A 25,515-nucleotide genomic window follows, 5' to 3' on the forward strand; every position below is an offset into this window, starting at 1 on the left:
TAATGGCAGGTGTGACAGAGCACGTGGTGTATGTGGTCGACGATGACCAAGGCATGCTCGACTCAACGGTCTGGTTATTGGAATCGGTCGGACTCAAGGCCTTGCCGTTTACCAGCGGCGTGGCGTTTCTCAATGCCTGTGATGCCAGTCTTGATGCTTGCGTGCTGCTCGATGTTCGCATGCCCGGCATGGGCGGTTTGAACGTGCAGGAAGAAATGCGCGCACGTGAGCTGAACCTGCCGATCATTTTCGTCAGCGGGCACGCAGATGTACCGATCGTGGTTCGCGCCTTCAAGGCGGGCGCCCATGACTTCATCGAGAAGCCGTACAACGAGCAATTGCTGCTGGACAGCGTGCAACAGGCGCTCAGCAACTGCGCGGCAAACCGCTCGGGCAATCAGGGCCATGAAGCCTTGCAGGCGCGTTTGCTGACACTGACCCCACGAGAGCGCGATGTCTTGCTGCCGCTGGTCCAGGGTTACACCACCCGCGAGATCGCCGAACAACTGGGCGTGAGCGCAAAAACCGTCGACCTGTATCGCTCTCGGGTAATGAAACGCATGCAGGCCAATACCTTGCCGGACCTGGTGGGCATGGCCATCGCCGCTGAACTGGTCGATCCGCTGAAGCTGCGGTGATTGCTCACGCTTTCCATTTGGCGTCTATGCTGGGCTTACCGATCCCATCCCTCTGCAGCGATCTGCAAGGAGGCAGCAATGGTGCCCACATCCAGTTCCGAGAAAGCGTTTACTCGCAGTCTGCTCGATGTTTTGATCCGTGCCGGGTTGATTGCCGTACTGGTGCTGTTCTGCTTTGAGATCTTCAGCCCGTTTCGCGACCTCATGCTGTGGTCGCTGATCCTGGCGATCACGCTTTATCCCTTGCAAGAGCGGCTCAAGGGGCCGCTGGGGCAGAAAGACGGCCGTATTGCGACCCTGATTGTGCTGGTCGCAATCGTAGTGCTGATGGTGCCGATCTATCTGTTGGTCACCTCGATTGCCGATTCGGTCGAGCACGCCATGACCATCATCAGGGACGGCAAATTCCATATTCCGCCACCCGCCGATTCAGTTGCTGAATGGCCTTTAGTGGGCAAGTCGATCTCGGCAGTATGGCTGCAGGCCTCTACCGATCTTCCAGACCTGACAGCGAAGTACCTGCCGCAGATAAAACATTTCAGTGTGGGTTTCCTCGCCAAACTGGCCGGCGTCGGCATGGGCTTTCTTACCTTTATCTTTGCCCTGATCATTGCCGGCATTTTCATGGCCTACGGCGAGAGCGGCAGGCGCAGTGCGATACAGATCGCTTCACGCGTCAGCGATCCGGGCAAGGGGCCGAAAATCGCCGAACTGTGTACCGCGACGATTCGTGCAGTCGCGCTGGGCGTGGTCGGCATCGCCTTCATCCAGATGCTGTTGGTGGGCATCGGATTCGTGCTCAAGGGGGTGCCCGGTGCCGGTCTGCTGGCCTTGGCGGTGCTGCTGCTCGGCATCATGCAATTACCTGCAACCTTGATTACGCTGCCGGTGATTGCCTATGTGTTCGCCACCGAAGGGGCCAGTACGGTGACGATCATCTTCGCCATCTATGTGTTCATTGCCGGTCTGGTGGATAACGTACTCAAGCCGTTGCTGCTGGGGCGCGGCGTCGATGTGCCAATGCCGGTGGTGCTGATCGGTGCCTTGGGGGGCATGGTCACGAGCGGTATCCTCGGCTTGTTCATTGGCCCGGTAGTGCTTGCGGTCGGCTATCAGTTGTTCTGGCAATGGGTAGAGGATCAGCCGCCGAACAGACCGGACGTCCCGCCGACGTTATGACTGCCCGGGCTTGCGCTAGCATGAAAGATATTCAGGCCATTCGCCCTGACGAGCAGGGCTGCCACCATGACGACACAGTGTCATCAACTGCTGGACCAGGTGCTGATCGCCCATGGTGGTCTGGAACGCTGGAGCCACTTCAGTAAAGTTCGCGCCACCCTCGTGACTGGCGGCTCGCTATGGGGCATGAAAGGGCTGACGCAGGACAGCACGCCCCGGCAGATGACCGTTTGGCTGCATGAACAGCGCGCTTCGGTGATGCCATTCGGTGGGCCTGATCAACGGACCGCCTACACGCCGGACCGCATCGCCATCGAAACCACCGAGGGCAAGGTGATTGCCGAGCGACCAGCGCCCCGGGAATCCTTTCGCGGTCACGGGCAAACATCCCCTTGGGATCCACTTCAGCGGGCGTACTTCAACGGTTACGCGCTCTGGTCCTACCTGACCATGCCGTTCCTGTTCACCTTGCCGGGTGTCCTGGCCGAGGAAGTCGAACCCTGGCAAGAGGGAACACAGCGCTGGCGACGATTACAGGTGACCTTTCCCGAGAACATCGCCACCCACTGCGCGGTGCAGGATTTCTATTTCGGCGAGGACTTCCTGCTTCGTCGACATGACTACAACGTTGACGTGAGTGGTGGCCTGCCTGCCGCGCAGTATGTTCATGACTACGTTGAAGCAGACGGGCTGCGCATGCCCGGCAAACGGCGAGCCTATCGGCGCGGAGCAGACGGGCAGCCAGACAAGGACGTCTTGTTGGTGGCTATCGACCTCAGCGACATCAGCTACGCCTAGAGAGGGTTGAATCATGACCATTCATTCCTGGGAAAAACTCTATCTAGATGACTTGAGCCTGGGTCAGCAGTTCGAAAGCGACAGCCTGCGTGTCCATCGAGCGTCGATGCTGGCCTTTGCTCAGGAATTCGACCCGCAACCGTTTCACCTCGATCCTGAAGCCGCCGAACTGAGCCTGTTCCGTGGTCTGGCAGCCAGTGGCTGGAACACCGCAGCCCTGACCATGAAGTTGTTGGTGGAAAGCGTGCCGTTGGCAGACGGGATCATCGGTCTGGGTATCGAATTGAGCTGGCCGACGCCAACCTACCCGGACGATCTGTTGCGCCTGCAATGCACCGTTCAGGCCATCGATCCGTCCAGCACCAAGCCGGACCGGGGTGTGGTGACCCTGTTCATGGAAACACTCAATCAAAACGATAAGGTCGTGCAACGAGCCACCGGCAAACTGCTGGTGTTCAGAAGACCGGCGCCTGATTGAGACAGTAGTCATGGGTATATGGAGCGGGCGTGAGCGGCAAGGCGTCTTGCCGTTGCACTGAGCGCGTTCCTTGTCGATTGCAGGGGCGGGAGGCGGCGTTGTGAAAACATTCCTGCTCATGCCTGGCGCTTCAACGCTGAACATGTTGCGCCAAGCGTGCCTGCAACGCCGTGATGCGGTGCCGCCAACCTTAACCGAAAAAGCGCTTATTCCAGGCATTCCAGATGCCCGCTACTGGCTGGACCAGGACCTGACGCCGTTCATTCGGGATGTGAGTCAGGCCAACCTTCGAGAAGCCGAAGCGCTTGCCAGCGCAGGGATGCCCAATGACACCCTGCCGTTGGCCAGCATGTTGGCCGTTTCCGGGGGCGGCGATGCCGGCACATTCGCCGGGGGCATCATTGCGGGGTGGACCCAGCATGGGTCTCGTCCCGTGTTCAAAGTCGTCACCGGCATCAGCGCTGGCGCCCTGGTCGCCCCATTTGCCTACCTGGGGCCCCAGTACGACAGTGTCATTCTGGGTATCTGCAATGCAGTCGGTCCAAAAGACATTTTCCATCCGCGCAATATGCTGACCCGTCTTGCCAGCGATGGTATGGCGCACAGCAAGCCACTGTCGCGGCTGATTGCACAGCACATTACCGCCGAAGTTCTTGCGGCGATCGCCTCGGAATACGCCAAAGGACGCCTTCTGATGATCGGCACCACCGATCTCGATTCAGGGCGCCCGGTCACCTGGAACATGGGCGCTATTGCCTCAAGCCAGGCACCGGGCGCGCTCGACCTGTTTCGCAACATCATGATCGCGTCGATGAGTATTCCCGGCGCAGTCTCACCGGTCATGATCGATGTGGAGGTTGATGGCCAACAGTTTCAGGAAATGCACGTGGACGGAGGCGTCCTGACTCAGGTGTTTCTCTATCCACCTGGCACTGTGATGGCGCTGAACCGCGTGACCGGGGCGCGTTTGCGTGATGAACGGCATTTCTATGTCATTCGCAACGGCAAACTGGAGCTGCAATGGTCCGGAACCAAGCGTCGCACCTTGAGCATCGGCGGTCGCGCCATCAGCGCGTTGATCCAGACTCAGGGGATCAGCGATCTGGATCGGATTTACCGAATTGCACAGCAGGATGGCGCGGACTTCAATCTGGCGTACATCGGCTCCGACTTTGATATTTCCCGTAATCACAGATTCGATGGCGAGTACATGAAGCGCTTGTTCGAATACGCCTTTGAACTCAGCGCGAAAGGCTATCCGTGGCATAAATCGCCGAGTACGTGAGGGAGGGCCGGCGCTCTACCTGATACCGATCCGTAACACGATTTGTAGCAGCTGCCGAGCCTGCGAGGCTGCGTTCGGCTGCGCAGCAGTCGTGAGTCCGGCTGACGCGGTATGTCTGACGTACTGCAAATGACTGATTTACGACTGCTGCGCAGCCGAACGCAGCCTCGCAGGCTCGGCAGCTGCTACAAAAGTGTTGCGGCTGAAATACGGAAATAGCGGCGCTTGATTTTTCGGACTTGTCTCGGAGAAATCAGCTGACCGGTTCAGCCGTACAACTCATCGCCCCTGAACCTGGTTTCTGGAAAATCACCCCGTTGCCGTCTTGCCAGAAGCGGTAGCTCCCCTGGGAATCCTTGCCTGTGTATTGGGTTCCCGAATCACTCGGCACCTGGTTCAGGGTGATCGAGGTGTTCGCCCATTTCAGGTACACGACGCCTGGCTGCGTATTAAAGAAGGTGGCGGCAATCAGTGGGGTTAACCCGGTACACCGAAAAGCCAGGGGGCCTTCGGTGAGCCTGTCTGGATCCTTGGTTCTTACAATGGCCGAGCCTTGGCGCAGCTGGTGCGCGCGCTCGGCATAACTTCGGATCGTGCACGCCTTGGGCTCAGACGTGGATGCACACTGATTACGGGCGTCGATCCAGAACTCCTGGTCGATCAAGATTTTATCTGGCCGCGGTACAGACCGTTGATCCGTGAGCGCCAGGCGATAAAGACGCGTCAGTTCGATATCCATCTGCGCCAGTTGCCGATCACGACAGATAAGCTTTTCGACGGATGCCCTGGCCGTGGCGCAGTCGAAGCTGGTCTCGAACGATGCCGCCTGGGCGCAGGTGCTCGTCACCGCGCAAACGCTGGCAGCGAGCAGACAGGTGAAAAGGTTGGTGACCGTTTTCATGTTGGCTTCACCCAGATCATTACGTGATCCCCGGAGTGCCATGGAACCTATCGATCCGTTGGACATTGATTCGTTCGCATTGGGTGTATCGAGTGTAAGTCAGTGCTCAAAACTTGCCACTCCCGGTCTGGCCTGCGGGGTGCTTTGGACATAAATTGAACCGCGTTTCACCAGGAGAGCGCTTCCTGCTCTTTCGATATGTGGCCAGTGAAGGCACAATGCGCATCCTTTTTTGGCTGGCCTTGCCGGAGGCGCCTCGAAATGATCAAAACGCCGTACTACCTCATCGATAAACAGAAGCTGCTGGCGAACATGCAGAAGATCGCCTACGTGCGCGAACAGTCCGGGGCCAAGGCCCTGCTGGCACTCAAGTGCTTCGCCACCTGGTCGGTGTTCGACCTGATGCAGCAATACATGGACGGCACCACGTCGTCGTCGCTTTACGAGCTCAAGCTCGGTCGACAGAAGTTCGCTGGCGAAACCCACGCCTACAGCGTGGCCTGGGCCGACGACGAGATCGAGGAGATGCTCGAAAACTGCGACAAGATCATCTTCAACTCCATCGGTCAGTTGCAGCGCTACACTGAGGCTTCGGCCGGCAAGGTGCGTGGCCTGCGGGTCAACCCGCAGGTGAGCAGCTCGGATTATCTGCTGGCTGACCCCGCGCGACCGTTCAGCCGTCTGGGCGAGTGGGACCCGGTGAAGATCGAGCAGGTCATCGGGCAGATCTCTGGCTTCATGTTCCACAACAATTGCGAGAACGGTGATTTCGGCCTGTTCGACCAGATGCTGTGCACCATCGAAGAACGCTTTGGCGACTTGCTGCACAAGGTCGAGTGGGTCAGCCTCGGTGGCGGTATCCATTTCACAGGTGAAGGCTACGCACTGGACGAGTTCTGCGCGCGCCTCAAGGCTTTCTCGCAAAAATACGGCGTTCAGGTCTACCTGGAACCGGGCGAAGCGGCCATCACGCAGAGCGCGTCGCTGGAAGTCACCGTGCTCGACACCCTCTACAACGGCAAGCACCTGGCGGTTGTGGACAGCTCCATCGAAGCGCATATGCTCGATCTGCTGATCTATCGCCTGAATGCCAAGCTGGCGCCTAGCGAGGGTGAGCACACGTACATGGTGTGCGGCAAATCCTGCCTGGCCGGAGACATTTTCGGTGAATATCAGTTTGATCGTCCGCTGGCGATTGGGGATCGGCTGTCGTTCATCGATGCAGCGGGCTACACCATGGTCAAGAAGAACTGGTTCAACGGCCTGAAAATGCCGTCCATCGTAGTGAAACAACTCGACGGTACAGTCGAAGTGGTTCGTGAGTTTGATTACAACGACTACATGTCCAGCCTTTCGTAAGCTGGCAGAGAAGGAGAGAGAGAAAAATTGAAGAAGAACGTGCTTATCATTGGTGCAGGAGGTGTCGCCAAGGTGGTGGCCCACAAGTGCGCGCAGCACAACGATGAACTCGGTCGTATTGCTATCGCGTCGCGCAACATCTCCAAGTGCCAGGCCATCATCGACAGCGTCAAGGCCAAGGGCAGCCTCAAAGTGCCCGCCGAAATCCAGGCCTTCTCGCTGAACGCCCTGGATGTCGAAGCGACCAAGACGCTGATCCGCGAAACCGGATCGCAGATCGTCATCAACGTCGGTTCCGCGTTCCTCAACATGTCGGTGCTGCGCGCCTGCATCGATACCGGCGTGGCCTATCTGGACACCGCCATTCACGAAGAACCAGGCAAAGTCTGCGAGACGCCGCCCTGGTATGGCAACTACGAGTGGAACCACCTCGAAGAGTGCAAAGAGAAGAACATTACCGCCATTCTCGGCGTGGGCTTCGACCCGGGTGTGGTCAACGCCTATGCAGCACTGGCGCAACAACAGTATTTCGACCGCATTGATTCGATCGACATTCTCGACGTCAACGCCGGTTCCCATGGCAAGTATTTCGCCACCAATTTCGACCCGGAAATCAATTTCCGCGAATTCACCGGACAAGTGTGGAGCTGGCAGAACAGCCAGTGGACCAGCAACACGATGTTCGAAGTCAAACGCACCGACGACCTGCCGGTCGTCGGCGAGCAGAACCTGTACCTGACCGGCCACGATGAAGTGCACTCGCTGTCGAAGAACCTCGACGTGCCCAACGTGCGTTTCTGGATGAGCTTCGGCGAGCACTACATCAATGTGTTCACCGTACTCAGGAACCTTGGCTTGCTCTCCGAGCAACCGGTCAAGACCGCCGAAGGCCTGGAAGTCGTGCCGCTGAAACTGGTCAAGGCCGTGCTGCCTGATCCGAGCTCGCTGGCGCCTGGCTACACCGGCAAAACCTGCATTGGCGACCTGGTCAAGGGCACCAAGGATGGCCAGCCGCGCGAAGTATTCATCTACAACGTGGCTGATCATGAAGACGCTTATGCGGAAACTGACAGCCAGGGCATTTCCTATACCGCAGGCGTGCCGCCCGTGGCCGCAGCCTTGCTGGTCGCCCGTGGCGAGTGGGACGTGCAGCGCATGGCCAACGTCGAGGAGCTTGCGGCCGAGCCGTTCCTCAAGGCGCTGGATGTGATGGGCCTGCCGACCCGCATCAAGGACGAAAATGGAGATCGTCCGTGGAGCTGAAACGCCTGAGGCTCCTGAAATACAGGTGAGTCTCGTTTCCCGCTCCAGCTAAAGATCTACAGAGCGCCATTGAATTCTGTAAATCATTGAAATCAGGACCTTCGGGTCCTTTTTTCGTTCCGGCGCGAACCACTGAAATCCATCCTGGCTTCGACGTCGGCAGTCTCTTGCGCGTTGTTCATCGCCGGGTTGTTGCAGGGGTAATGCTCGTTGCCTGAGGCGATCCGGCCGATTGCCGTACGTAGTGGTACGGCATGATCTAAGCTCCACAATGGATGGCTTCTCGAGCAGGGGTTTCAATGCGAAGCACACCTGAAAACAGCCTGCAAAATGCGTTGAAAGCCTGTAGAGACAGCTTCATTTCTGTGGGTTTTTTCAGCCTTTTCATCAACGCGCTAATGCTCGTTCCTATCTTCTACATGCTTCAGGTGTATGGGAGAGTGCTGAGCAGTAGAAGTCTGACGACCCTGGCAATGCTGACGCTGATCATGACCTTGCTGGTGGTCACGCTCGGCTCACTGGAATGGGTTCGTTCTCGGATCATGGTCCGGGTCAGCACCCGGCTGGATGTGTTGCTCAGTCGCCAGGTCTATAAGGCCAGTTTCAAACGGGCACTGGACAGTGGCGGCATGGATGCTTCGGCCCAGTCGCTGAACGACTTGACGGGCTTGAGGCAGTTTCTCTCCGGTAATGGATTGTTCGCCTTTTTCGATGCGCCCTGGTTGCCGATCTATATCGCGGTGATGTTCCTGTTTCATCCCTGGTTTGGCTGGGTCGCGACGGGCAGTGCGCTGTTGTTGCTGTTACTCGCGTTTATCAATGAGCGGCTGACGGGACCGGCACTGGCCCAGGCCAACAAGGAGCATATTGGCGCGACGCTCTACACCACGAAAAATCTGCGCAACGCTGAAGTCATCGAGTCCATGGGCATGCTTGAAACCCTGATGGACCGTTGGGGGCGTCGGCAAAGGAACGTCCTGTTGCTGCAGTCCCGGGCGAGCGATAGAGGGGCCATCGTCAGTACGATTTCCAAATCCTTCCGTATCCTCGTGCAATCACTGGTCCTTGGACTGGGGGCGTACCTGGCCGTGGAGCAGCAGTTGGGGGTAGGCCTGGTGTTTGCCGGGTCCGTGCTGCTGGGGCGCGCATTGGCTCCCATCGACCTGATCATCGGCAGCTGGAAGGGTTTTATTGCGGCCCGCTCGCAGTACGCCCGTCTCAACGACATTCTCGACAAACAACTGGCTCAGCCCGAGCGTATGTCCTTGCCTGCGCCTCAGGGGCACGTGCAAGTGGAAAACCTGGTAGTCACGGCACCTGGTTCGAAAACCCCGATCATCAAAAACATCAGCTTCAGCGTACCTGCCGGCTGCATGGTGGGAATCATTGGCCCAAGTGCCGCGGGCAAGTCGACCCTGGCCAGGGCACTGATGGGGGTATGGGTACCGCAGCATGGGGTGGTCCGCCTGGATGGGGCCGACATCAGCGCGTGGGACAAACATGAGCTTGGGCCCCATATCGGTTACTTGCCCCAGGACATTGAATTATTCGAAGGCAGCGTCAGCGAGAACATTGCGCGCTTCACCGAGGTCGATTCCGAGAAAGTCATTCTGGCCGCCAGGACTGCTGGCGTTCACGAAATGATTTTGCTGTTGCCGGATGGCTACGACACCGTCATTGGCAGCGAAGGCGTCATGCTGTCGGGAGGACAGCGTCAGCGCATAGGACTGGCCCGCGCTCTGTATGGCAACCCACGGCTGATTGTTCTCGACGAGCCCAATTCCAATCTCGACGAAGTCGGTGATCGCGCCCTGGCAGCAGCCATCCAGCAGCTCAAGCGGAATGGCGCGACCCTGTTTGTGATTACCCACCGAACCAACATCGTGTCGCAACTTGACCGGTTGATGGTGATGACCGACGGCGTTATCAGCCTCTATGGGCCACGCGATCACGTGCTGGCCAAACTCAACGCGCAGCAGCAGGTACAAAAGCACACCGCGCAAGCCGGCGCCAACATGGCTTCGGTCGCTACCAGCAAGGACGATGCGGATGGACCGTACGATGCCCAATCGTCAAATTGACAGCTTCGCCGACCTGCCGGTATCCGATCGAAAAATCCGTCGCCTGGGTTTTGGCATTGTCGGGGTGATCTTCGGCCTGTTCGGCACGTGGGCGGCGCTCGCGCCGCTGGACGGTGCCGCTTACGCGCCTGGCGTGGTCACCGTGCAGTCTTACCGCAAAACGGTCCAGCATCTGGAAGGGGGCATCGTCAAAGCGGTGTTGGTCCATGACGGTGACATCGTCAAGCGGGATGATCCACTGATCATTCTCGATGATGCCCAGTTGCGCTTCGAATACGAGATGACCCGAAGCCAGCTCGTCGCGGCCAGAGCCATGGAAGCAAGACTCCGGGCGGAGCGCGACGCGCTGTCGGCAATCAGCTTTGGGGAAATAGCCGATCCCTCCAGTGTGCGAGGTGTGGAAGCGCGCCAAGGCGAGACCCAGGTGTTCAATGCCCGGCAGGGCTCGAGGCTGGGCCAGATTTCGGTGTTGAAGGAGCGCATTGGCCAGTTGCATCAACAAATCAAGGGACTGGAATCGATGATCGCTGCCAAGGTTCACCTGGAGAAATCCTACAGCGGTGAAATCGGTGAATTGACCGACCTGCTCAAGCAAGGGTTCGTTGACAAACAACGTCTGATTGAGCAGGAGCGCAAGCTGGGAATGCTCAGGTCGGAAGTGGCCGATCACCGTTCAACCATCAACAGGACTCGTCTGCAGATCAACGAAACACAGCTGCAGATTCTGCAAATCGACAAGGATTTCAATGCCGAGGTCGTCAAGCAGCTGGCCGAAGTGCAAACCAGGATGTACGACCTGCAAGAGAAAACCTCAGCCCTGGAAGACCGGCTCAGCCGTATCGTCATCCGCTCACCCGACGCGGGCATGGTGATTGGCATGACCGTGCACACCATTGGTGGCGTCGTGCGCCCGGCAACGCCGCTGCTGGACATTGTTCCATCGGTTTCCGAACTGGTCATAGAGGCCCAGGTGGACCCGATAGATATTGATCGCATCGCCATCGGCAAGCGTGCCGATATCCGTTTCGCCGCGTTCAACAGCTCGACCACTCCGGTGATCGAAGGCGAGGTCAGCGGCGTATCGGCTGACCGACTGACCAATGAAAAGTCCGGGGCTGCCTATTATCTGGCGCGGATCCGGGTCACCGAAGCCGGTGCGCAGACCCTGGGTGAGCGCAAGTTGCTGCCGGGGATGCCGGCGGACGTGTTGATCATCACCGGGCAGCGCACGCTGTTGCAGTACTTGGTGCAGCCGGCTCGCGATGCCCTGTCTCAATCGATGATCGAGGAATAACCGTGCGCGCGTCGGCAGTTCTGCTGGGCGGTCTGCTGATGCTTGCAGCGGGTGCCGCGCTGGCGCAAACCCCGGCAGCAACACCAAACGGGGTCAGCGCCTCGACGTTTTCGACCGACCTCATGCAGTTGTATCGCGAGGCGCGACTGGAGGATCCGCGGATATTGGCTTCCTTTGCACAAGCGCAGGCGGGCCGGGAACATCAGCGCGAGGCCATGGGGGCGCTGTTTCCGCAGGTATCGATGAACGCCGGGACGAATCGGATTCACCAGGAAAACGACCTGGTGCAGCAGAGTTACGATAGCGAAAGCTACAGCCTGGTGTTGCGTCAGTACCTCTACAACAAGGTCGCATGGGAGAACTATCAGAAATTCAAAAGCCTGGCCAGGCAGTCCGAATCTGAGGCGTTGGAAGCCCAGGCCGAGGCCACCGTGGAGTTGGCCCGGCGTTACTTCACCGCATTGGCGGCCGAGGATGAACTGGAGTTGGTGAGGGCGGAACGTCGAACCACGCAAAAGAGCCTGGACCGAGTCAATGCGTTGTACGAAAAGCAGTTGGCATTGATTACCGACCAACTCGACCTCAAGGCCCGGGTCGATTTGCTCGCTGCGCAGGAGCTGGATGCCCGCAACCAGGCCAGTATCAGTCGCGAGGCATTGGCGGAGATCGTCGGCCGGCCAGTCAAGGAGAAGCTCAACCGGATTCGCGATGACGTGCAACTACGGGTTTCGGCGCAGAGCCTTGAAACCTGGGTGCGCGAGGGTATGGCGCTAAACCCTGCACTCAAGGCCAACGAAAGCGGTGTCGAAGCGGCGGGCGCTGCGTTGCGCAGCGGTAAGGGCGGGCACTATCCGACCCTGAGTCTGAGCCTGAGCGCACAAGAGACAAACGAAGGCTACAACAATGCCCTGACGCCGCGCACAGACAGTTATGTCGCCGGCATTGGCGTTCAGGTGCCGCTGTACAGCGGTGGCTCGACCTCGGCGCGGGTCCGTGGTCTCTACCAGGATCAGATTACCGCCGAGCAGGAACTGGAAGCGATCCGGCGCCGGGTGGTCAAAGAGATCACGAGCGCTTACCTGACCGCCAATTCGAGCGTAGAAAAGATCAGCGCGAGCCGAAATGCCCTGAGCTCGGCCCAGCTGTCCAGGGTGGCGGCAGAGAAAGCGCTCAACTACGGAATGGTCAATGCCGTCGATGTACTAGCCAGCGTACGCAACGAATTCCGGGCTCGTCGTGATCTGCTCAAGACGCAATATGAGTTCGTCACCAATGTCCTCACGCTCAATCGCTGGGCGGGAAAGTCGCCTGCCGAAAGTGTCGAAAGCGTTAATGCCTGGCTGGGCCCCGTCAGCGCCAGCCAAAACCTGACATCCCCCTGATCCTGCCGCAATACCGACTGTGGATCCCGCCCAAACTGAACGCCAATTTCAGCCTGACCTCCAGCAGTTCTGGCGGTGGTTGCATGGCTCGGCGAGACAGGCTTCGCCGAAAAATTGACGCCAGAGTTTATTCTGTGCTGGCTTCACGCCACTTGTCGGTTAGTTGACGATTTTGATCAGATTCAGGCTTAGGTCGCAGGTCTTCCGCAGCGAGCCTAAGACCTTGATTTCTTGAGGTTGAGGGCACCCGTGGGAAGATTTACGGGGCTATGCGCATGAGGTTTGAGGTGACGGCTGATGGAATGGGCGGGCGGGTAGTGCGCTGGGCTGGCCTAGACTCAGTTCAGTGGCTGGAGGGAGCACATCCACATGCGCAAGCTATTGATTGTTGTTCCTATTTAAGTTTTTTCGATAGCTTGCCCGGGTTTTGCAAACGTCCTCAACTTCAGCCGGTGACGCTAGTGTCCCTTGGGCCTGTCGGCGCTCGTATCTGTCCTTCGATCGCGCGGACCAAGTGAGCGGGCCGCTGATCCAGGAAGTCCAATGGATGGAGGTCATGGTTCATTTTCAAGGGAGTCAGCAAAGTAATGACGACCCACAGAAAACCCATACGCGTGATGCTGATCGATTGTCGCCCCCTCGTGCTCATGGGGCTTCACGACCTGATCAATGCCAGGAAGCCTCAGATGGAAGTGAGCGGCCAGGCCACCACCTATACCAGCGCGCTGGATCTTGCCGATCAGATGCGTCCCAATGTCATTTTTTTCAGTTTCTTTCCAGATGCGCTGAACCCGTTGGAGGTCGTCGCGCAACTCACCCGCAGCGCTGAAATGAAATTACTGGTGCTCAAGGGCTTGTACGAAGCCGTCCCCGTTGCCCAGGCAATAGAGGCGGGCGCTCGCGGCATCGTGCTGGCGGAAGACCCGACAGAATCGATCATCCAGGCCATCATCACGGTCCACCACCGCGACATTGGACTGGATAGAGCCTGGGCCGGTGGGCTTTCCGGCTACGCCGCGACCGGACATATACATTTGAAGTGCAATCTGGAGCAGGCGAAACAAGCGCGGCTGACGTTGCGCGAGAGAGAACTGATTCGCGCCATCGTGGGGGATCCGTCCGCCAAATACATCAGCATCGCCGGGCGCCTGGGCATCAGCGAGCACACCGTGCACAACCACCTCAGCAACATTTATCAAAAGCTTAATCTCATCAACCGCATCGACTTGCTGATGTATGCGCTGAAGCACGGGCTTACCAACGACGAAAAACCACTCGATTCCACTTGGGTGGAAATGGATTTGGCTTCACGTCAAAACAAGACGCTCTGACACCCCTTGGCGCGTCTGGGCCGTCACCGTGTTGTCGTCCCAGAGGATTCAGCACGCAGGCGATCCGCTGCGAGGGTGGTTTGCGCCACCCTCGTATTCTTTACGCGCGCGATACCTCAGGCGCCGCCAAAAACAATGTCGCTAGCCAGAACATCGACCCCGACCAAGGTGATGGTGGTTGTTTGTCCGCCATCCTCGGCAATCGTCACGATGCTGTCTGCGCCGGAGATGTCGATCGATTGGACCACGGCATTCTGGTCGCCGTTGAGCACCAGCGTGTCTCGCAGGCTTGGGTCCGCATCGAAGCCGGTGACCTGGTACAGGTTCTCATCGACTGACAAATCAATGTTGAAGGCATCACGCTCTCCGCCTGTACCAACCAGCGTGAAGTCGAAGAGCGCGTTGGCCGGGTCGTTGGCGAACAGGTTGGCGTCAAACGTACTCGTCGCCGAGTCCCCATCCTTGTCCGTCAGCGTCGCGCTGAACTGCAGCTGGAGGTCGCTGGCCAGGTTCTCGGACTCCTGAATGAACTCGATCACCGGGATCTTGATCACGCCCAGGCCCATCGTCAGCTGAACCGCGTCAATGAGCTTGGAGTCCACTCGCTCGATGAGGAACGACATCTGTCCTCCATCTTCCGAGGTCAGGTCAGCGGCAAGAACCTTCGTCGGCGAACCCGACGTCGTGCCGTCATCGTAGAAGATCGTGTAATACAGTTCCTCCGTTGCCGGGTCATACCCCTGCACCGAGTTGTCGATGAAAACTTTCAGGCTCGTCAACAAGGTCTCGGGATTGATGACGAAACTCTCGTCACCGGCATTGATGCCTGCCGTCCCGTTTCCATCCAGGTTGTTGTTGGCAATACCGATGCCGGAGGTGCTGACGTTCATGTTCGCGGTGCCGATGAATGCAAACCCGCCGGCTTCTATTTGCGTTTCGGTGAGGTCGGGCGCTCCCACGGTGATGGCGGAAAATATTTCGCCTGCGGTAGTGGTCGCGTTAACACCAAAAAAGACAATCTCCTCAGAGGGCGAAGGAATAGTCGGCGGATTCTGCGGCGGAATTAACAATGTGCGCACGGGATCCGGGCCACCGGCACCGAGCGAGCCGTCTTCAGAGCTCTGGACGATCGTCGAACCGAAGCCTTGCTCAAGATCCAGTGCATAGCTGCCATTGGCATAGGCGGTCAACGTGTAGTCGACGCTGGTATCCGCTGTGTTGGCGTTATTGTCGAAATCGCCGGTCAACGTCCCTGCGAATTGGTACGCGCCATTGGCATCCGGTGAGGGCGTCTGCTCGGTGAGCGTGCCGGTCCCGGTCGAGGTCGTGTTATCTGGCCTGACGATGGTGAACTCACCATTCACCAACGAGATATTCAGACCGGTCGTACCCAGCCCGTCGGCTCCGGCCGAATTGTTCCAGAACCCATATTGAGCAAGGACGCTACCGGTCCCGATCAGGTTGCCGAATGCGAGCGATGGGCCGTCGTCCTTGAATATCAGGTTTTGCCCGATATTGAGGGTCGCCTGGGCACTGTCGCCGTCGCCATCGGTCTTGGTCCCTATCAGTGTCACTAGATTGTCCGCCGATAGAGTCTTCGAATCATCGGGATTGGTGGGGTCGGGATGCACCACGGCGCGGATCTGGTCGAGTGTGACATCACCATTGGCGGCCACGCTCACCGTGAACACCAGATCGTTGCTCGTCGCCGTGCGGCCTTGCACCACGCCGCCGTTGAGCGACAGGTTTACCGCCTGGCCGGTGGCCGTATCCACCAACCCCGACGCACCGACCACCACGCCCAACGCATAGGTGAGTGTGCCGGCGCCATCAGCGCCAAACGCCGAGCTGAAGTTGGCGGCAAAGTTCTGGGTGGCGTTGGTTGCCAGTACCGTCTCGTCCACTGTCAACGTCGGCTCGGTGCCGGTGGTGCTGATGCTCGGCCCATCGTCCTTGAACACCAGGTTCTGCCCGATGTTGAGGGTCGCCTGGGCACTGTCACCGTCGCCATCGGTCTTGGTTGCCGTCAGCGTTACCAGATTGTCAGCGGTCAGCGTTTTCGAATCATCGGGATTGGTGGTGTCGGGATGTACCACGGCGCGGAGCTGGTCGAGCGTGACATCACCATTGGCGGCGACGCTCACCGTGAATACCAGATCGTTGCTGGTAGCCGTGCGACCTTCCACCACGGTGCCGTTGAGCGACAGGTTTACCACCTGGCCGGTGGCCGTATCCACCAACCCCGACGCACCGGCCACCACGGCCAGCGCATAGGTCAGTGTGCCGGCACCATCAGCGCCAAACGCTGAGCTGAAGTTGGCGGCATAGTTCTGGGTGGCGTTGGTCGCCAGCACCGTCTCGTCCACTGTCAGCGTCGGCTCCGTGCCGGTGGTGCTGATGCTCGGCCCATCGTCCTTGAACACCAGGTTCTGTCCGATGTTGAGGGTCGCCTGGGCGCTGTCGCCGTCGCCATCGGTCTTGGTCGCCGTCAGCGTCACCAGGTTGTCAGAGGTCAGCGTTTTCGAATCATCGGAATTGGTGGTGTCGGGATGCACCACGGCGCGGATCTGGTCGAGCGTGACGTCACCGTTGGCGGCGACACTCACCGTGAACACCAGCTCATTGCTCGTGGCGGTGCGACCTTCCACCACTGTGCCGTTGAGCGACAGATTCACCGCTTGACCAGTGGCCGTGTCGGTCAGCCCCGAGGCACCGGCTACCACGCCCAGCACATAGGTCAGTGTGCCCGCGCCATCAGCACCAAACGCCGAGCTGAAGTTGGCGGCAAAGCTCTGGGTGGCGTTAGTCGCCAGCACCGTCTCGTCCACCGTCAACGTCGGCTCCGCACCGGTGGTGCTGATGCTCGGCCCGTCGTCCTTGAACACCAGGTTCTGCCCGATGTTGAGGGTCGCCTGGGCACTGTCGCCGTCGCCATCGGTCTTGGTTGCCGTCAGCGTTACCAGATTGTCAGCGGTCAACGTCTTCGAATCATCGGGATTAGTGGTGTCGGGATGCACCACGGCGCGGATCTGGTCGAGCGTGACGTCACCATTGGCGGCGACGCTCACCGTGAATACCAGATCGTTGCTGGTGGCCGTGCGGCCTTGCACCACGCCGCCGTTGAGCGACAGGTTCACCGCCTGGCCAGTGGCCGTGTCAGTCAGCCCGGAGGCACCCGCCACCACGCCCAGCGCATAGGTCAGTGTGCCCGCGCCATCAGCACCAAACGCCGAGCTGAAGTTGGCGGAAAAGCTCTGGGTGGCGTTAGTCGCCAGCACCGTCTCGTCCACTGTCAACGTCGGCTCGGTGCCGGTGGTGCTGATGCTCGGCCCATCGTCCTTGAACACCAGGTTCTGCCCGATGTTGAGGGTCGCCTGGGCACTGTCACCGTCGCCATCGGTCTTGGTTGCCGTCAGCGTTACCAGATTGTCAGCGGTCAGCGTTTTCGAATCATCGGGATTGGTGGTGTCGGGATGTACCACGGCGCGGATCTGGTCGAGCGTGACGTCACCATTGGCGGCCACGCTCACCGTGAATACCAGATCGTTGCTCGTCGCCGTGCGGCCTTGCACCACGCCGCCGTTGAGCGACAGGTTTACCGCCTGGCCGGTGGCCGTATCCACCAACCCCGACGCACCGACCACCACGCCCAGCGCATAGGTCAGTGTGCCGGCGCCATCAGCGCCAAACGCCGAGCTGAAGTTGGCGGCAAAGTTCTGGGTGGCGTTGGTCGCCAGCACCGTCTCGTCCACTGTCAACGTCGGCTCCGTGCCGGTGGTGTTGATGCTCGGCCCATCGTCCTTGAACACCAGGTTTTGTCCGATGTTGAGGGTCGCCTGGGCACTGTCGCCGTCGCCATCGGTCTTGGTTGCCGTCAGCGTTACCAGATTGTCAGCGGTCAACGTCTTCGAATCATCGGGATTGGTGGTGTCGGGATGCACCACGGCGCGGATCTGGTCGAGCGTGACGTCACCATTGGCGGCGACGCTCACTGTGAACACCAGCTCATTGCTCGTGGCGGTGCGACCTTCCACCACTGTGCCGTTGAGCGACAGATTCACCGCTTGACCAGTGGCCGTGTCGGTCAACCCCGACGCACCGGCCACCACGGCCAGCGCATAGGTCAGTGTGCCGGCACCATCAGCGCCAAACGCTGAGCTGAAGTTGGCGGCATAGTTCTGGGTGGCGTTGGTCGCCAGCACCGTCTCGTCCACTGTCAGCGTCGGCTCCGTGCCGGTGGTGCTGATGCTCGGCCCATCGTCCTTGAACACCAGGTTCTGTCCGATGTTGAGGGTCGCCTGGGCGCTGTCGCCGTCGCCATCGGTCTTGGTCGCCGTCAGCGTCACGAGGTTGTCCGCCGATAGAGTTTTCGAATCATCGGAATTGGTGGTGTCGGGATGCACCACGGCGCGGATCTGGTCGAGCGTGACGTCACCGTTGGCGGCGACACTCACCGTGAACACCAAATCGTTGCTCGTGGCCGTGCGACCTTCCACCACGGTGCCGTTGAGCGACAGGTTTACCACCTCGCCGGTAGCTGTGTCGGTCAGCCCCGAGGCACCGACCACCACGCCCAGCGCATAGGTCAGTGTGCCGGCGCCATCGGCGCCAAACGCTGAGCTGAAATTGGCGGCAAAGTTCTGGGTGGCGTTGGTTGCCAGCACTGTCTCGTCCACCGTCAGCGTCGGCTCGGTGCCGGTGGTGCTGATGCTCGGCCCGTCGTCCTCGAAGATCATTTGGGAGCCGATTTCGGTTTTCGAAACAGAGGCCTGGACCAGCGTGAAACCACCGATATCAAAATCGGCGTGGTTATTGCCCTTGGCGTCGAGCGCCGCGCCGTTTTCGACGAGGACGCGGTTGTGATCCGTCGTTGTGGTGTATTCAATCTGGTAGCCGGCCAAAACGCCGGTGATGGTAGCAACCCCACCGGAAAAGGTGATGCCAATGGCCCCATCATTCACCGATCCGTTTGAATTCTCGATCACCACCCCGGCGCTGTTGAAGACGCGAACATTGGTGATGGCAACCGGCGTATCGTTCGCATAGCCGTCGATGAAGTTCGTGCCAGATTCAACAGCGGTGCTGAATGCGCTGATTTTTACGACAGCACTCTTGCCGCTTTGCAACTGCACGACGTCGAAACTGGCCGACTTCGCATTGAAAACGCCGGTAAAGTTGATATTGGCTTCAACATCTGCTTCGGTCTGATCCAGGTTGGGAATGGTCAGGTCCTGCCTGGCACCGGTGACGAACGAATAACGGATGCCTTCCTGTTCCGTAATCATCTGGCTGTTGGTGCCGAAGGTGGTCGGGCCACCCGCCTGGCTGGTATTGATCGTGTCGCCAGTCGATATATTGACGCCAGTGGACTGGTTTGCGGGGTCCTTGCCGGTGGCGATGATGGTGGGGTCCGTGATCCGCAAGACACCTCCGTCGTCGACAACTGTTGGGTTCGCTTTCGTGAACATCAGGAAGAGGTTCTGACCGGAGGGCGCATTGGCCAGACTGAACTCCAGGTCCTGACTGGCTCCGATGAACACCTTATTCAGCAGACTGAGCGAATCATCGGGATTCGCCGTATCTGTATGCTTGATCGGTTGGTACTCCACGGTCCAGATCTTGCCACCCGAGACCGGCGACCCGGTTTCTTCGATATAGGCCGCGAACACGATCGCGCCGGTCGAGCCACCGGCCCGGCCCAGAACGATGTTGTCGTTGTTCGCATCCGTATAGAGAAGGATGCTGGTGCCATTGAGGGTATCCAGTCCACTGTCCAGGCCATTGAGCGGTGCACCAGCGCTATCGACGAAGCTGATATTGGTAATGGTGGCTCCGGGGTCTGCGGTGACGGTGAATGCATTGCTGCCTGTGTTGCCCACGGCACCGGTATAGCCACTCAAGGCCGCTCCCGTTGCAGTGCCGGCGCCCAGTGCAGTCAAGCGGGTAGAGAAGATCGAGGGCAGGGACGCTACCAGAATGTCGTTGTCGTTAGCGTCTTCCGCAGGGCTTGGAGTGGCGGCGGCGTTCTGCAACCCGGCCGTTTCGTCCAGCGTCACGTTCGCGCCGGTCGCCACGACGCTCAGAGCGCTGTCCGTAAACGACGTTGTCGCCACTGCGTCGTCACTGGTACCGAACACACGATCGTCGCCCGCAGAGGCCGCGGTGAGCAGAAACGTCGCACCAGCGGAGTCGTCCGGGTTCACGTACCACGAGGTTGTGACGCTGCCGTTGACTTGGCCGTCGAGATCGCCGGCACCGCCGTCGGTCACGTACCAGGGCTCGTGTCCCTCGCCGGTGTCGGTATCGAGCACGTCGTCGGGCGTGCCCCATACGTTATCCGCGCCGGCGCCGGTGGCGTGTTCCACTTCGAGCTTCACTGTGCTGCCCGGTGCGAACCCACCAGCCGTGATGGTGGCGGTGCTGCCGGGCGCGTAGTCGCTCAGGTCGGTGGTGACGGTCGGAGCATATAGGGGGGCACCGGTGTTACCGGCCTGGTTGCTTGTTAGCGATGAGTTTTTTTTGTGATTAGCCATGATTTTCTCCAGAGCAACACGGGCCATCGAGGCCGGACCGTAGACTTTTTACTGCTATGGCTTGCAACTATGTGTAAGCGCCGGGGATTGCGCATCGGCCGATACTCCCAAGCGGGGTGGGAGTTTCAGACTACTCGGGAGGGGAAAAGCGGGATAAGGGCGCGCAGGAACGGTGCCGCATATTCCGCTTGCAAATCAGGACATGGTACGAGGGTTCAAAATCGGTCGGGTTTTATCCGCCATTGTCGCGCTGTGCAACATCTCCGCCCGTCACCCACATGGAAACCCAGACCAGCGAACCGGCACTAACCCGAGGTTGCGCGGTCAGTAATTGGCGCCTGTAGCGACGGGGATCGTCTCTGATAGCGGCACATCAGGCTACGTTTAGCGTTTTCTCCACTGCCTTAGGGCAAAAACCAGCGATGGATTGCGTCCTGGACCGACTATTTCTTTTGCGGGCGACACTTTATGGGTTTGCTTCTCGATCCGCGTCATGACATTGATGCCGCTTTATTAAGCTATCGCCGGGTGTTCTGGTCGCTGGCGCTGTTCAGTGGGGTGATCAACCTGCTGGTGCTGGTGCCGTCGCTCTACATGATGCAGGTGTACGACCGGGTTCTCACCAGCCGCAACGAAACCACCTTGTTCATGCTCACCTTGATCGCCCTGGGCCTGTTCATGTTCAGCGCCCTGATCGAGTGGGTGCGCGGTGAGGTGATGATTCGCATGAGCGCGGGGCTGGACGATGCCTTGGGCGAGCGGATTTTCGATGCCGCCTTCGCCCGCAGCCTGCGCGAGCACAACGCCAACCCGGCGCAGGTACTCACCGATCTGGCGACGCTGCGGCAGTTGATCACCGGCCAGGGCCTGATCGCCTTGCTCGATGCGCCGTGGTTGCCAATCTTCCTGCTGGTGGCGTTCATCTTTCACCCCTGGTTCGGCGTGCTGACGCTGGTTCTGGCCCTGGTGCTGATCGGTCTGGCGCTGTGGGGCGAGTTGGCGACTCGCACGCGTTTGGGCGAAGCCAATCGCCTGGGCGTGCAGTCGTCGATCTATGTAAACAGCACGTTACACAATGCCGAAGTCATCCAGGCCCTGGGCATGCTCGGGCCGTTGCGTCAGCGCTGGAGTCTGTTGCAGCAACGCATTGTTGCCGCCCAGGCCCATGCCAGCGACCGCGGCGCGCGAATCACTTCGATGACCCGTTTCGTGCGCATCTCCGGACAGTCTCTGGCCCTGGGCCTGGGGGCGTTGCTGGTGCTCGAAGGCGAATTGTCGGCGGGCATGATGATTGCGATGTCGCTGCTGCTGGGGCGTGCCCTGGCGCCGGTGGAAATTGCCATTGGCTCGTGGAAGCAGTTCAACTCCGGCCGCCAGAGCTACCAGCGCCTGAGCCAGCTGCTGGCCCAGCATCCGCGCGAGCGCCTGCGCATGCCTTTGCCACCACCCACTGGCGCGGTACGCCTGGAACAGCTGTATGTCGGACCGCCCGGCGCCTCGCAGCCGATCTTGCGGGGCATCAATTTCAGCCTGGCCAAAGGTGATGTGCTCGCCGTTGTCGGCCCCAGCGCCAGTGGTAAGTCAACGCTGGCCAGGGCGATGGTCGGAGTATGGCCGGCCATGGGCGGGTCGGTGCGCCTGGACGACGCCGAGATCAGTCAATGGTCCCACGATGCCCTTGGCCCGCACCTTGGATACCTGCCGCAGGACATCGAACTGTTCGATGGCAGTGTGGCTGACAACATTGCCCGCTTCGGCGAGCAGGACGCCGACAAGATCATCGCCGCCGGGCGTCACGCTGGCATTCACGAAATGATCCTCAGGTTCCCCAAGGGTTACGACACACCGCTGGGCCCCGGCGGGCTTGGCTTGTCCGGTGGACAAAAGCAACGCCTCGGCCTGGCTCGCGCGCTCTATGGGCACCCGTCGCTGATTGTGCTCGATGAACCCAATTCCAACCTCGATGAAGCCGGAGATCTGGCACTGGTGCAAGCCATCAGTGTGCTCAAGGCTGCTGGCAGCACCGTGGTGCTGATTACCCACCGGCCTAATGTGCTGGCGGTGGTCGATTCCATCCTGGTGCTCAAGGACGGCACTCAACAAGCATTCGGTCCAAGGGACCAGGTGCTCAAGGCATTGATGCCGGGGCCAAGACCGGCCGCGGTAAAGGAGACTGGCGAAGATGCATGATTTGACCCGTGAGCAGGGGCTGAGCGTGCGCAGCGCCAACACGTTGCCCAGCGCCAGTACCGACGCCGGCGGAGCGGCACGCTATGGCGTGGGTTTCCTGATCCTGACGCTGGGCGGCTTCCTGCTCTGGGCTTGCCTGGCGCCGCTCGACCAGGGTGTCGTGGGCAGCGGCACCGTGGTGGTGGCGGGCGAGCGCAAGGCTGTGCAGTCGTTGGTCGGTGGGGTGGTGGAAAAGCTGCTGGTCAGCGATGGCGATCGCGTCACCCAGGGGCAGTTGCTGGTGCAGTTCAATACAGTGCAGGCGCAGTCGCAACTGGACGTGACCCTGGGCAAGTTGCTCAACGATCGCAGCATTGAAGCGCGATTGATTGCCGAGCGCCTGGGCTCAGCCGAGATCCAATGGCCCGCTGAGCTGCTGGAGCGCGCCGACGAACCGCGGGTCAAGGCCGCCATGGCTTTGCAGAGCCAGTTGTTTCTGACTCGCCGCGCAGAACTGGGCAGCCGCTTGCAGATCATCGAACACGAAGCCGCGGCATTGCAGCAGCAATTGCACGGCTACGAAGGCGTCAAGCGCAACTACGACGCGCAGATGCGCTTTCAACAGCAGGAGCTGGAAGGCCTGCGTGATTTGGCCCGTGAAGGCTACGTTCCGCGCAACAAACTCTTCGAGTCCGAGCGCAACGCCGCTCAATTGGCCGGGCAGATAGCCTCCGGAGTGGGCGATGTCGGCAGGACCCGCCAGGCGATCAATGAAAGCCGGCTCAAGGCCTTGCAGGCGCAGCAGGAATTTCGCCGCGATGCCGAAACCCAGCTCAGCGAAGTCTCTGCCGAGGCGGCAGGGTATGCCGATCAGATTCGTGCCTTGCAGTTTGAAGTCGACAACGGTGCGATCCGTGCGCCGGTGTCCGGACAGGTCATGGACGTGAGTATTCATACGGTCGGGGGCGTTGCGCAGGCTGGACAAACCCTGATGCAGGTGGTGCCGCTGGATGCGCCGATGGCGATCACCGCGCGTTTCGAGCCGCTGATGGCCAACAAGTTGCGTCCGGGTCTGCCGGTGCATGTGCATTTCACCGCGCTGCAACGGGTGGATACACCAACGGTCACCGGTACGGTGACTACGGTGTCGGCGGACCAGTTGATCGATGAGCAGACGCACCAGCCGTACTTTTCCGCCAAGGTCGAAATTCCCGCCGGCACCGTCGCTTCGCTCCAGGCCGCCGGTCTGCTGGTGCGCCCCGGCATGCTCGCCGATGTCACGGTGGTGACGGGGGAACGCACCTTGATGAACTACCTGATGAAACCTTTGCGTGAGCGCTTGCTTGCGGCCTTCAAAGAGGAATGAGCATGACCGACCGTTGTCGCTATCGCTCCCGTGTGCTGCTGGGTTTGTATATCAGCTGGGCCGTGGTCAATCCGGTTTGGGCAGCCGAAGGAGGCCTGAGCCTGACCGCTGCCTATGACGCCTCGCGCGCCAATGACCCGACCGTGCAATCGGCGGCGCATGCCTTTGATGCTTCGAAGCAGGAAGAGGCGATTGGCCGCGGGGGCCTATATCCGCAAGTGTCGTTGACGTCACGCTACGGCTACGGCGGGCGTATCGATGGCGGCGACGACAGCACCTACGTCAACAGTAATGACTACCAGGCAAACAACGTCACTCTGGCGGCGCAACAACCGCTCTATGACAAGGGGCGCTGGGCGGCGTATCAGGAAGGCAAGGCGCGAGGGCAGTTGGGTAACCAGGTATTTGATGTTGCCGGCCAGACCCTGTACGACCGGGTCGCCAAAGGCTACTTCGACGTCGCCCGGGCTGAAAACGAGATCAAGTTGATCGCCCAGCAAAAGGCTGCCATCAGTGGCTTGGTGACGCAGAGCAAAAAGCTTTATCAGGGCGGGCAGGGCGCGATCACCGACATTGATGAGGCCCAGGCGCGGCTCGATCTCGTCGAAGCCCAGGAGGCTGAAGCCCAGGCCCGTCGCGTGGCTGCGTTGCGGGCATTGTCCGGTCGCGCCAGCCTGCCTATCGATGACATCCAGCCGATGCGCGAAGAACTCGCCGCCGGTAGCCCGATCCCGCCGGAGCAGGATTTGCCTTACTGGACAGCGATTGCCCGTGAAGCGAGCCCCGAGCTGGCAGCCCGCCTGGCAGCGGTGAAAGTCGCCGAGGCGCAGGCCGACAGCCAGCGCGCCGGGCATCATCCGACCTTGTCGCTGACCACCCAGTTAACCCGTCGGGAAACCCGTCAATACGAGGATCTCGATCCGCGCCAGGACACCTATTACGTGGGGGTGCAGCTGGATATTCCGTTGTATCGCGGCGGGGCGGTACGCGCCTCGGTGGCGAAGGCCGAAGCACAATTGGCCGGTGCCCAGTCTGACTACGATGTGCAGCGTCAACAGTTGGCCGAGGACATCGAAGCCGATTACCTGGGCGTGGTGGCCGGGTTCAGCAAGAGCAAGGCGATGCAGCGGGCGGTGGAGTCCAATCAGCGAGCCCTGACTTCCACGGAAAAAGGCTTTCAGGGTGGCGTGCGTTCCACGGTGGATATTCTTGATGCACAGCAGCGGGTATTCCAGGCCCGCCGAGACCTGCTCAACACCAAACTCGACATGCTGCAAAGCTATGTGAGCCTGCACACCCACACCGGCCAGATGAACCGCGGAGTTCTGGAACAGGTGCAAAGCCTGTTCTGAAAAAGCCTCGGTTCTAACCAAAGCTCAAGATCTCAGCCTAACCCTGTAGGAGTGAGCCTGCTCGCGAAAGCGGTTGTTCAGTCAGCCTCCATGCTGAATGTACCGC

At 59.8% G+C, this 25,515-nt stretch carries 16 protein-coding genes; 14 read left to right on the forward strand and 2 right to left on the reverse strand.

The features are described from left to right. Positions 1-2: 2 nt before the first annotated feature. The 5 genes from BLW70_RS19290 to BLW70_RS19310 all read left to right on the forward strand — a co-directional run bounded on the left by BLW70_RS19290 (position 3) and on the right by BLW70_RS19310 (position 4,378). The gene (locus BLW70_RS19290) at positions 3-638 is read left to right on the forward strand and encodes a response regulator transcription factor (protein WP_074876618.1); all 636 of its coding nucleotides are present in this window, start codon (positions 3-5) and stop codon (positions 636-638) included. A gap of 78 nt (positions 639-716) precedes the next feature. Then, positions 717-1,817 (forward strand): AI-2E family transporter, encoded by a 1,101-nt coding sequence (locus BLW70_RS19295; RefSeq protein WP_074876620.1) that lies wholly within the window; start codon positions 717-719, stop codon positions 1,815-1,817. A gap of 66 nt (positions 1,818-1,883) precedes the next feature. Next, positions 1,884-2,615, forward strand: coding sequence for a hypothetical protein (locus BLW70_RS19300; RefSeq protein WP_074876622.1), 732 nt, complete (start codon positions 1,884-1,886; stop codon positions 2,613-2,615). Positions 2,616-2,628: 13 nt separating this feature from the next. Further along, complete coding sequence (locus BLW70_RS19305; RefSeq protein WP_074876624.1) at positions 2,629-3,093, forward strand: MaoC family dehydratase; 465 nt, start codon at positions 2,629-2,631, stop codon at positions 3,091-3,093. A gap of 100 nt (positions 3,094-3,193) precedes the next feature. Continuing rightward, complete coding sequence (locus BLW70_RS19310; protein WP_074876626.1) at positions 3,194-4,378, forward strand: patatin-like phospholipase family protein; 1,185 nt, start codon at positions 3,194-3,196, stop codon at positions 4,376-4,378. 253 nt (positions 4,379-4,631) lie between these two features. On the opposite strand, the gene BLW70_RS19320 is transcribed toward BLW70_RS19310, so the two are convergent. Next, on the reverse strand, positions 4,632-5,279 hold the full coding sequence (locus BLW70_RS19320) for an MliC family protein (protein WP_074880688.1): 648 nt from the start codon (positions 5,277-5,279) through the stop codon (positions 4,632-4,634). A gap of 261 nt (positions 5,280-5,540) precedes the next feature. Here BLW70_RS19320 and BLW70_RS19325 point away from each other — a divergent pair, with 261 nt between their 5' ends. The 6 genes from BLW70_RS19325 (at position 5,541) to BLW70_RS19350 (ending at position 13,989) form a co-directional block, all read left to right on the forward strand. After that, entirely contained in the window at positions 5,541-6,638 is a 1,098-nt protein-coding gene (locus BLW70_RS19325) for a carboxynorspermidine decarboxylase (RefSeq protein WP_074876628.1), read from the forward strand. Between the two features lie 27 nt (positions 6,639-6,665). Beyond that, complete coding sequence (locus tag BLW70_RS19330) at positions 6,666-7,901, forward strand: saccharopine dehydrogenase family protein (RefSeq protein ID WP_074876630.1); 1,236 nt, start codon at positions 6,666-6,668, stop codon at positions 7,899-7,901. A 299-nt stretch (positions 7,902-8,200) separates the two neighbouring features. Next, positions 8,201-9,982, forward strand: coding sequence for a type I secretion system permease/ATPase (locus BLW70_RS19335; protein ID WP_074876632.1), 1,782 nt, complete (start codon positions 8,201-8,203; stop codon positions 9,980-9,982). Continuing rightward, a complete protein-coding gene (locus tag BLW70_RS19340) occupies positions 9,963-11,276 on the forward strand; it encodes an HlyD family type I secretion periplasmic adaptor subunit (RefSeq protein WP_074880690.1) in 1,314 nt (437 codons plus the stop codon). Before BLW70_RS19335 ends, BLW70_RS19340 begins: the two co-directional genes overlap by 20 nt. A gap of 2 nt (positions 11,277-11,278) precedes the next feature. Beyond that, entirely contained in the window at positions 11,279-12,658 is a 1,380-nt protein-coding gene (locus BLW70_RS19345; protein ID WP_074876634.1) for a TolC family outer membrane protein, read from the forward strand. Positions 12,659-13,245: 587 nt separating this feature from the next. Next, entirely contained in the window at positions 13,246-13,989 is a 744-nt protein-coding gene (locus BLW70_RS19350; RefSeq protein ID WP_074876636.1) for a response regulator transcription factor, read from the forward strand. 116 nt (positions 13,990-14,105) lie between these two features. Here the strand turns inward: BLW70_RS19350 and BLW70_RS19355 are convergent, their stop codons facing one another. After that, entirely contained in the window at positions 14,106-20,522 is a 6,417-nt protein-coding gene (locus BLW70_RS19355; protein WP_235865009.1) for a DUF5801 repeats-in-toxin domain-containing protein, read from the reverse strand. Positions 20,523-20,990: 468 nt separating this feature from the next. On the opposite strand from BLW70_RS19355, the gene BLW70_RS19360 reads away from it, so the two are divergent. The 3 genes from BLW70_RS19360 to BLW70_RS19370 are packed head-to-tail and all read left to right on the forward strand — an operon-like array spanning position 20,991 to position 25,409. Further along, positions 20,991-22,712 (forward strand): type I secretion system permease/ATPase, encoded by a 1,722-nt coding sequence (locus BLW70_RS19360; protein WP_074876638.1) that lies wholly within the window; start codon positions 20,991-20,993, stop codon positions 22,710-22,712. Continuing rightward, complete coding sequence (locus tag BLW70_RS19365) at positions 22,705-24,057, forward strand: HlyD family type I secretion periplasmic adaptor subunit (protein ID WP_074876640.1); 1,353 nt, start codon at positions 22,705-22,707, stop codon at positions 24,055-24,057. The genes BLW70_RS19360 and BLW70_RS19365 overlap by 8 nt, the downstream gene beginning before the upstream one ends. 2 nt (positions 24,058-24,059) lie before the next feature. Further along, a complete protein-coding gene (locus BLW70_RS19370; protein WP_074876642.1) occupies positions 24,060-25,409 on the forward strand; it encodes a TolC family outer membrane protein in 1,350 nt (449 codons plus the stop codon). Positions 25,410-25,515 lie beyond the last annotated feature (106 nt).

Origin of the sequence: Pseudomonas frederiksbergensis (genome assembly GCF_900105495.1) — a bacterium.
In the GTDB taxonomy this organism is placed as follows: Bacteria; Pseudomonadota; Gammaproteobacteria; order Pseudomonadales; family Pseudomonadaceae; genus Aquipseudomonas; species Aquipseudomonas frederiksbergensis.

Bases quoted from the DNA above. Each gene is read 5' to 3' on its own strand.
- BLW70_RS19290 (WP_074876618.1), top strand. From the start codon at position 3: ATGGCAGGTGTGACAGAGCACGTGGTGTATGTGGTCGACGATGACCAA.
- BLW70_RS19295 (WP_074876620.1), top strand. From the start codon at position 717: ATGGTGCCCACATCCAGTTCCGAGAAAGCGTTTACTCGCAGTCTGCTC.
- BLW70_RS19300 (WP_074876622.1), top strand. From the start codon at position 1,884: ATGACGACACAGTGTCATCAACTGCTGGACCAGGTGCTGATCGCCCAT.
- BLW70_RS19305 (WP_074876624.1), top strand. From the start codon at position 2,629: ATGACCATTCATTCCTGGGAAAAACTCTATCTAGATGACTTGAGCCTG.
- BLW70_RS19320 (WP_074880688.1), bottom strand. From the start codon at position 5,279: ATGAAAACGGTCACCAACCTTTTCACCTGTCTGCTCGCTGCCAGCGTT.
- BLW70_RS19325 (WP_074876628.1), top strand. From the start codon at position 5,541: ATGATCAAAACGCCGTACTACCTCATCGATAAACAGAAGCTGCTGGCG.
- BLW70_RS19335 (WP_074876632.1), top strand. From the start codon at position 8,201: ATGCGAAGCACACCTGAAAACAGCCTGCAAAATGCGTTGAAAGCCTGT.
- BLW70_RS19340 (WP_074880690.1), top strand. From the start codon at position 9,963: ATGCCCAATCGTCAAATTGACAGCTTCGCCGACCTGCCGGTATCCGAT.
- BLW70_RS19350 (WP_074876636.1), top strand. From the start codon at position 13,246: ATGACGACCCACAGAAAACCCATACGCGTGATGCTGATCGATTGTCGC.
- BLW70_RS19355 (WP_235865009.1), bottom strand. From the start codon at position 20,522: ATGGCTAATCACAAAAAAAACTCATCGCTAACAAGCAACCAGGCCGGT.
- BLW70_RS19360 (WP_074876638.1), top strand. From the start codon at position 20,991: ATGGGTTTGCTTCTCGATCCGCGTCATGACATTGATGCCGCTTTATTA.
- BLW70_RS19365 (WP_074876640.1), top strand. From the start codon at position 22,705: ATGCATGATTTGACCCGTGAGCAGGGGCTGAGCGTGCGCAGCGCCAAC.
- BLW70_RS19370 (WP_074876642.1), top strand. From the start codon at position 24,060: ATGACCGACCGTTGTCGCTATCGCTCCCGTGTGCTGCTGGGTTTGTAT.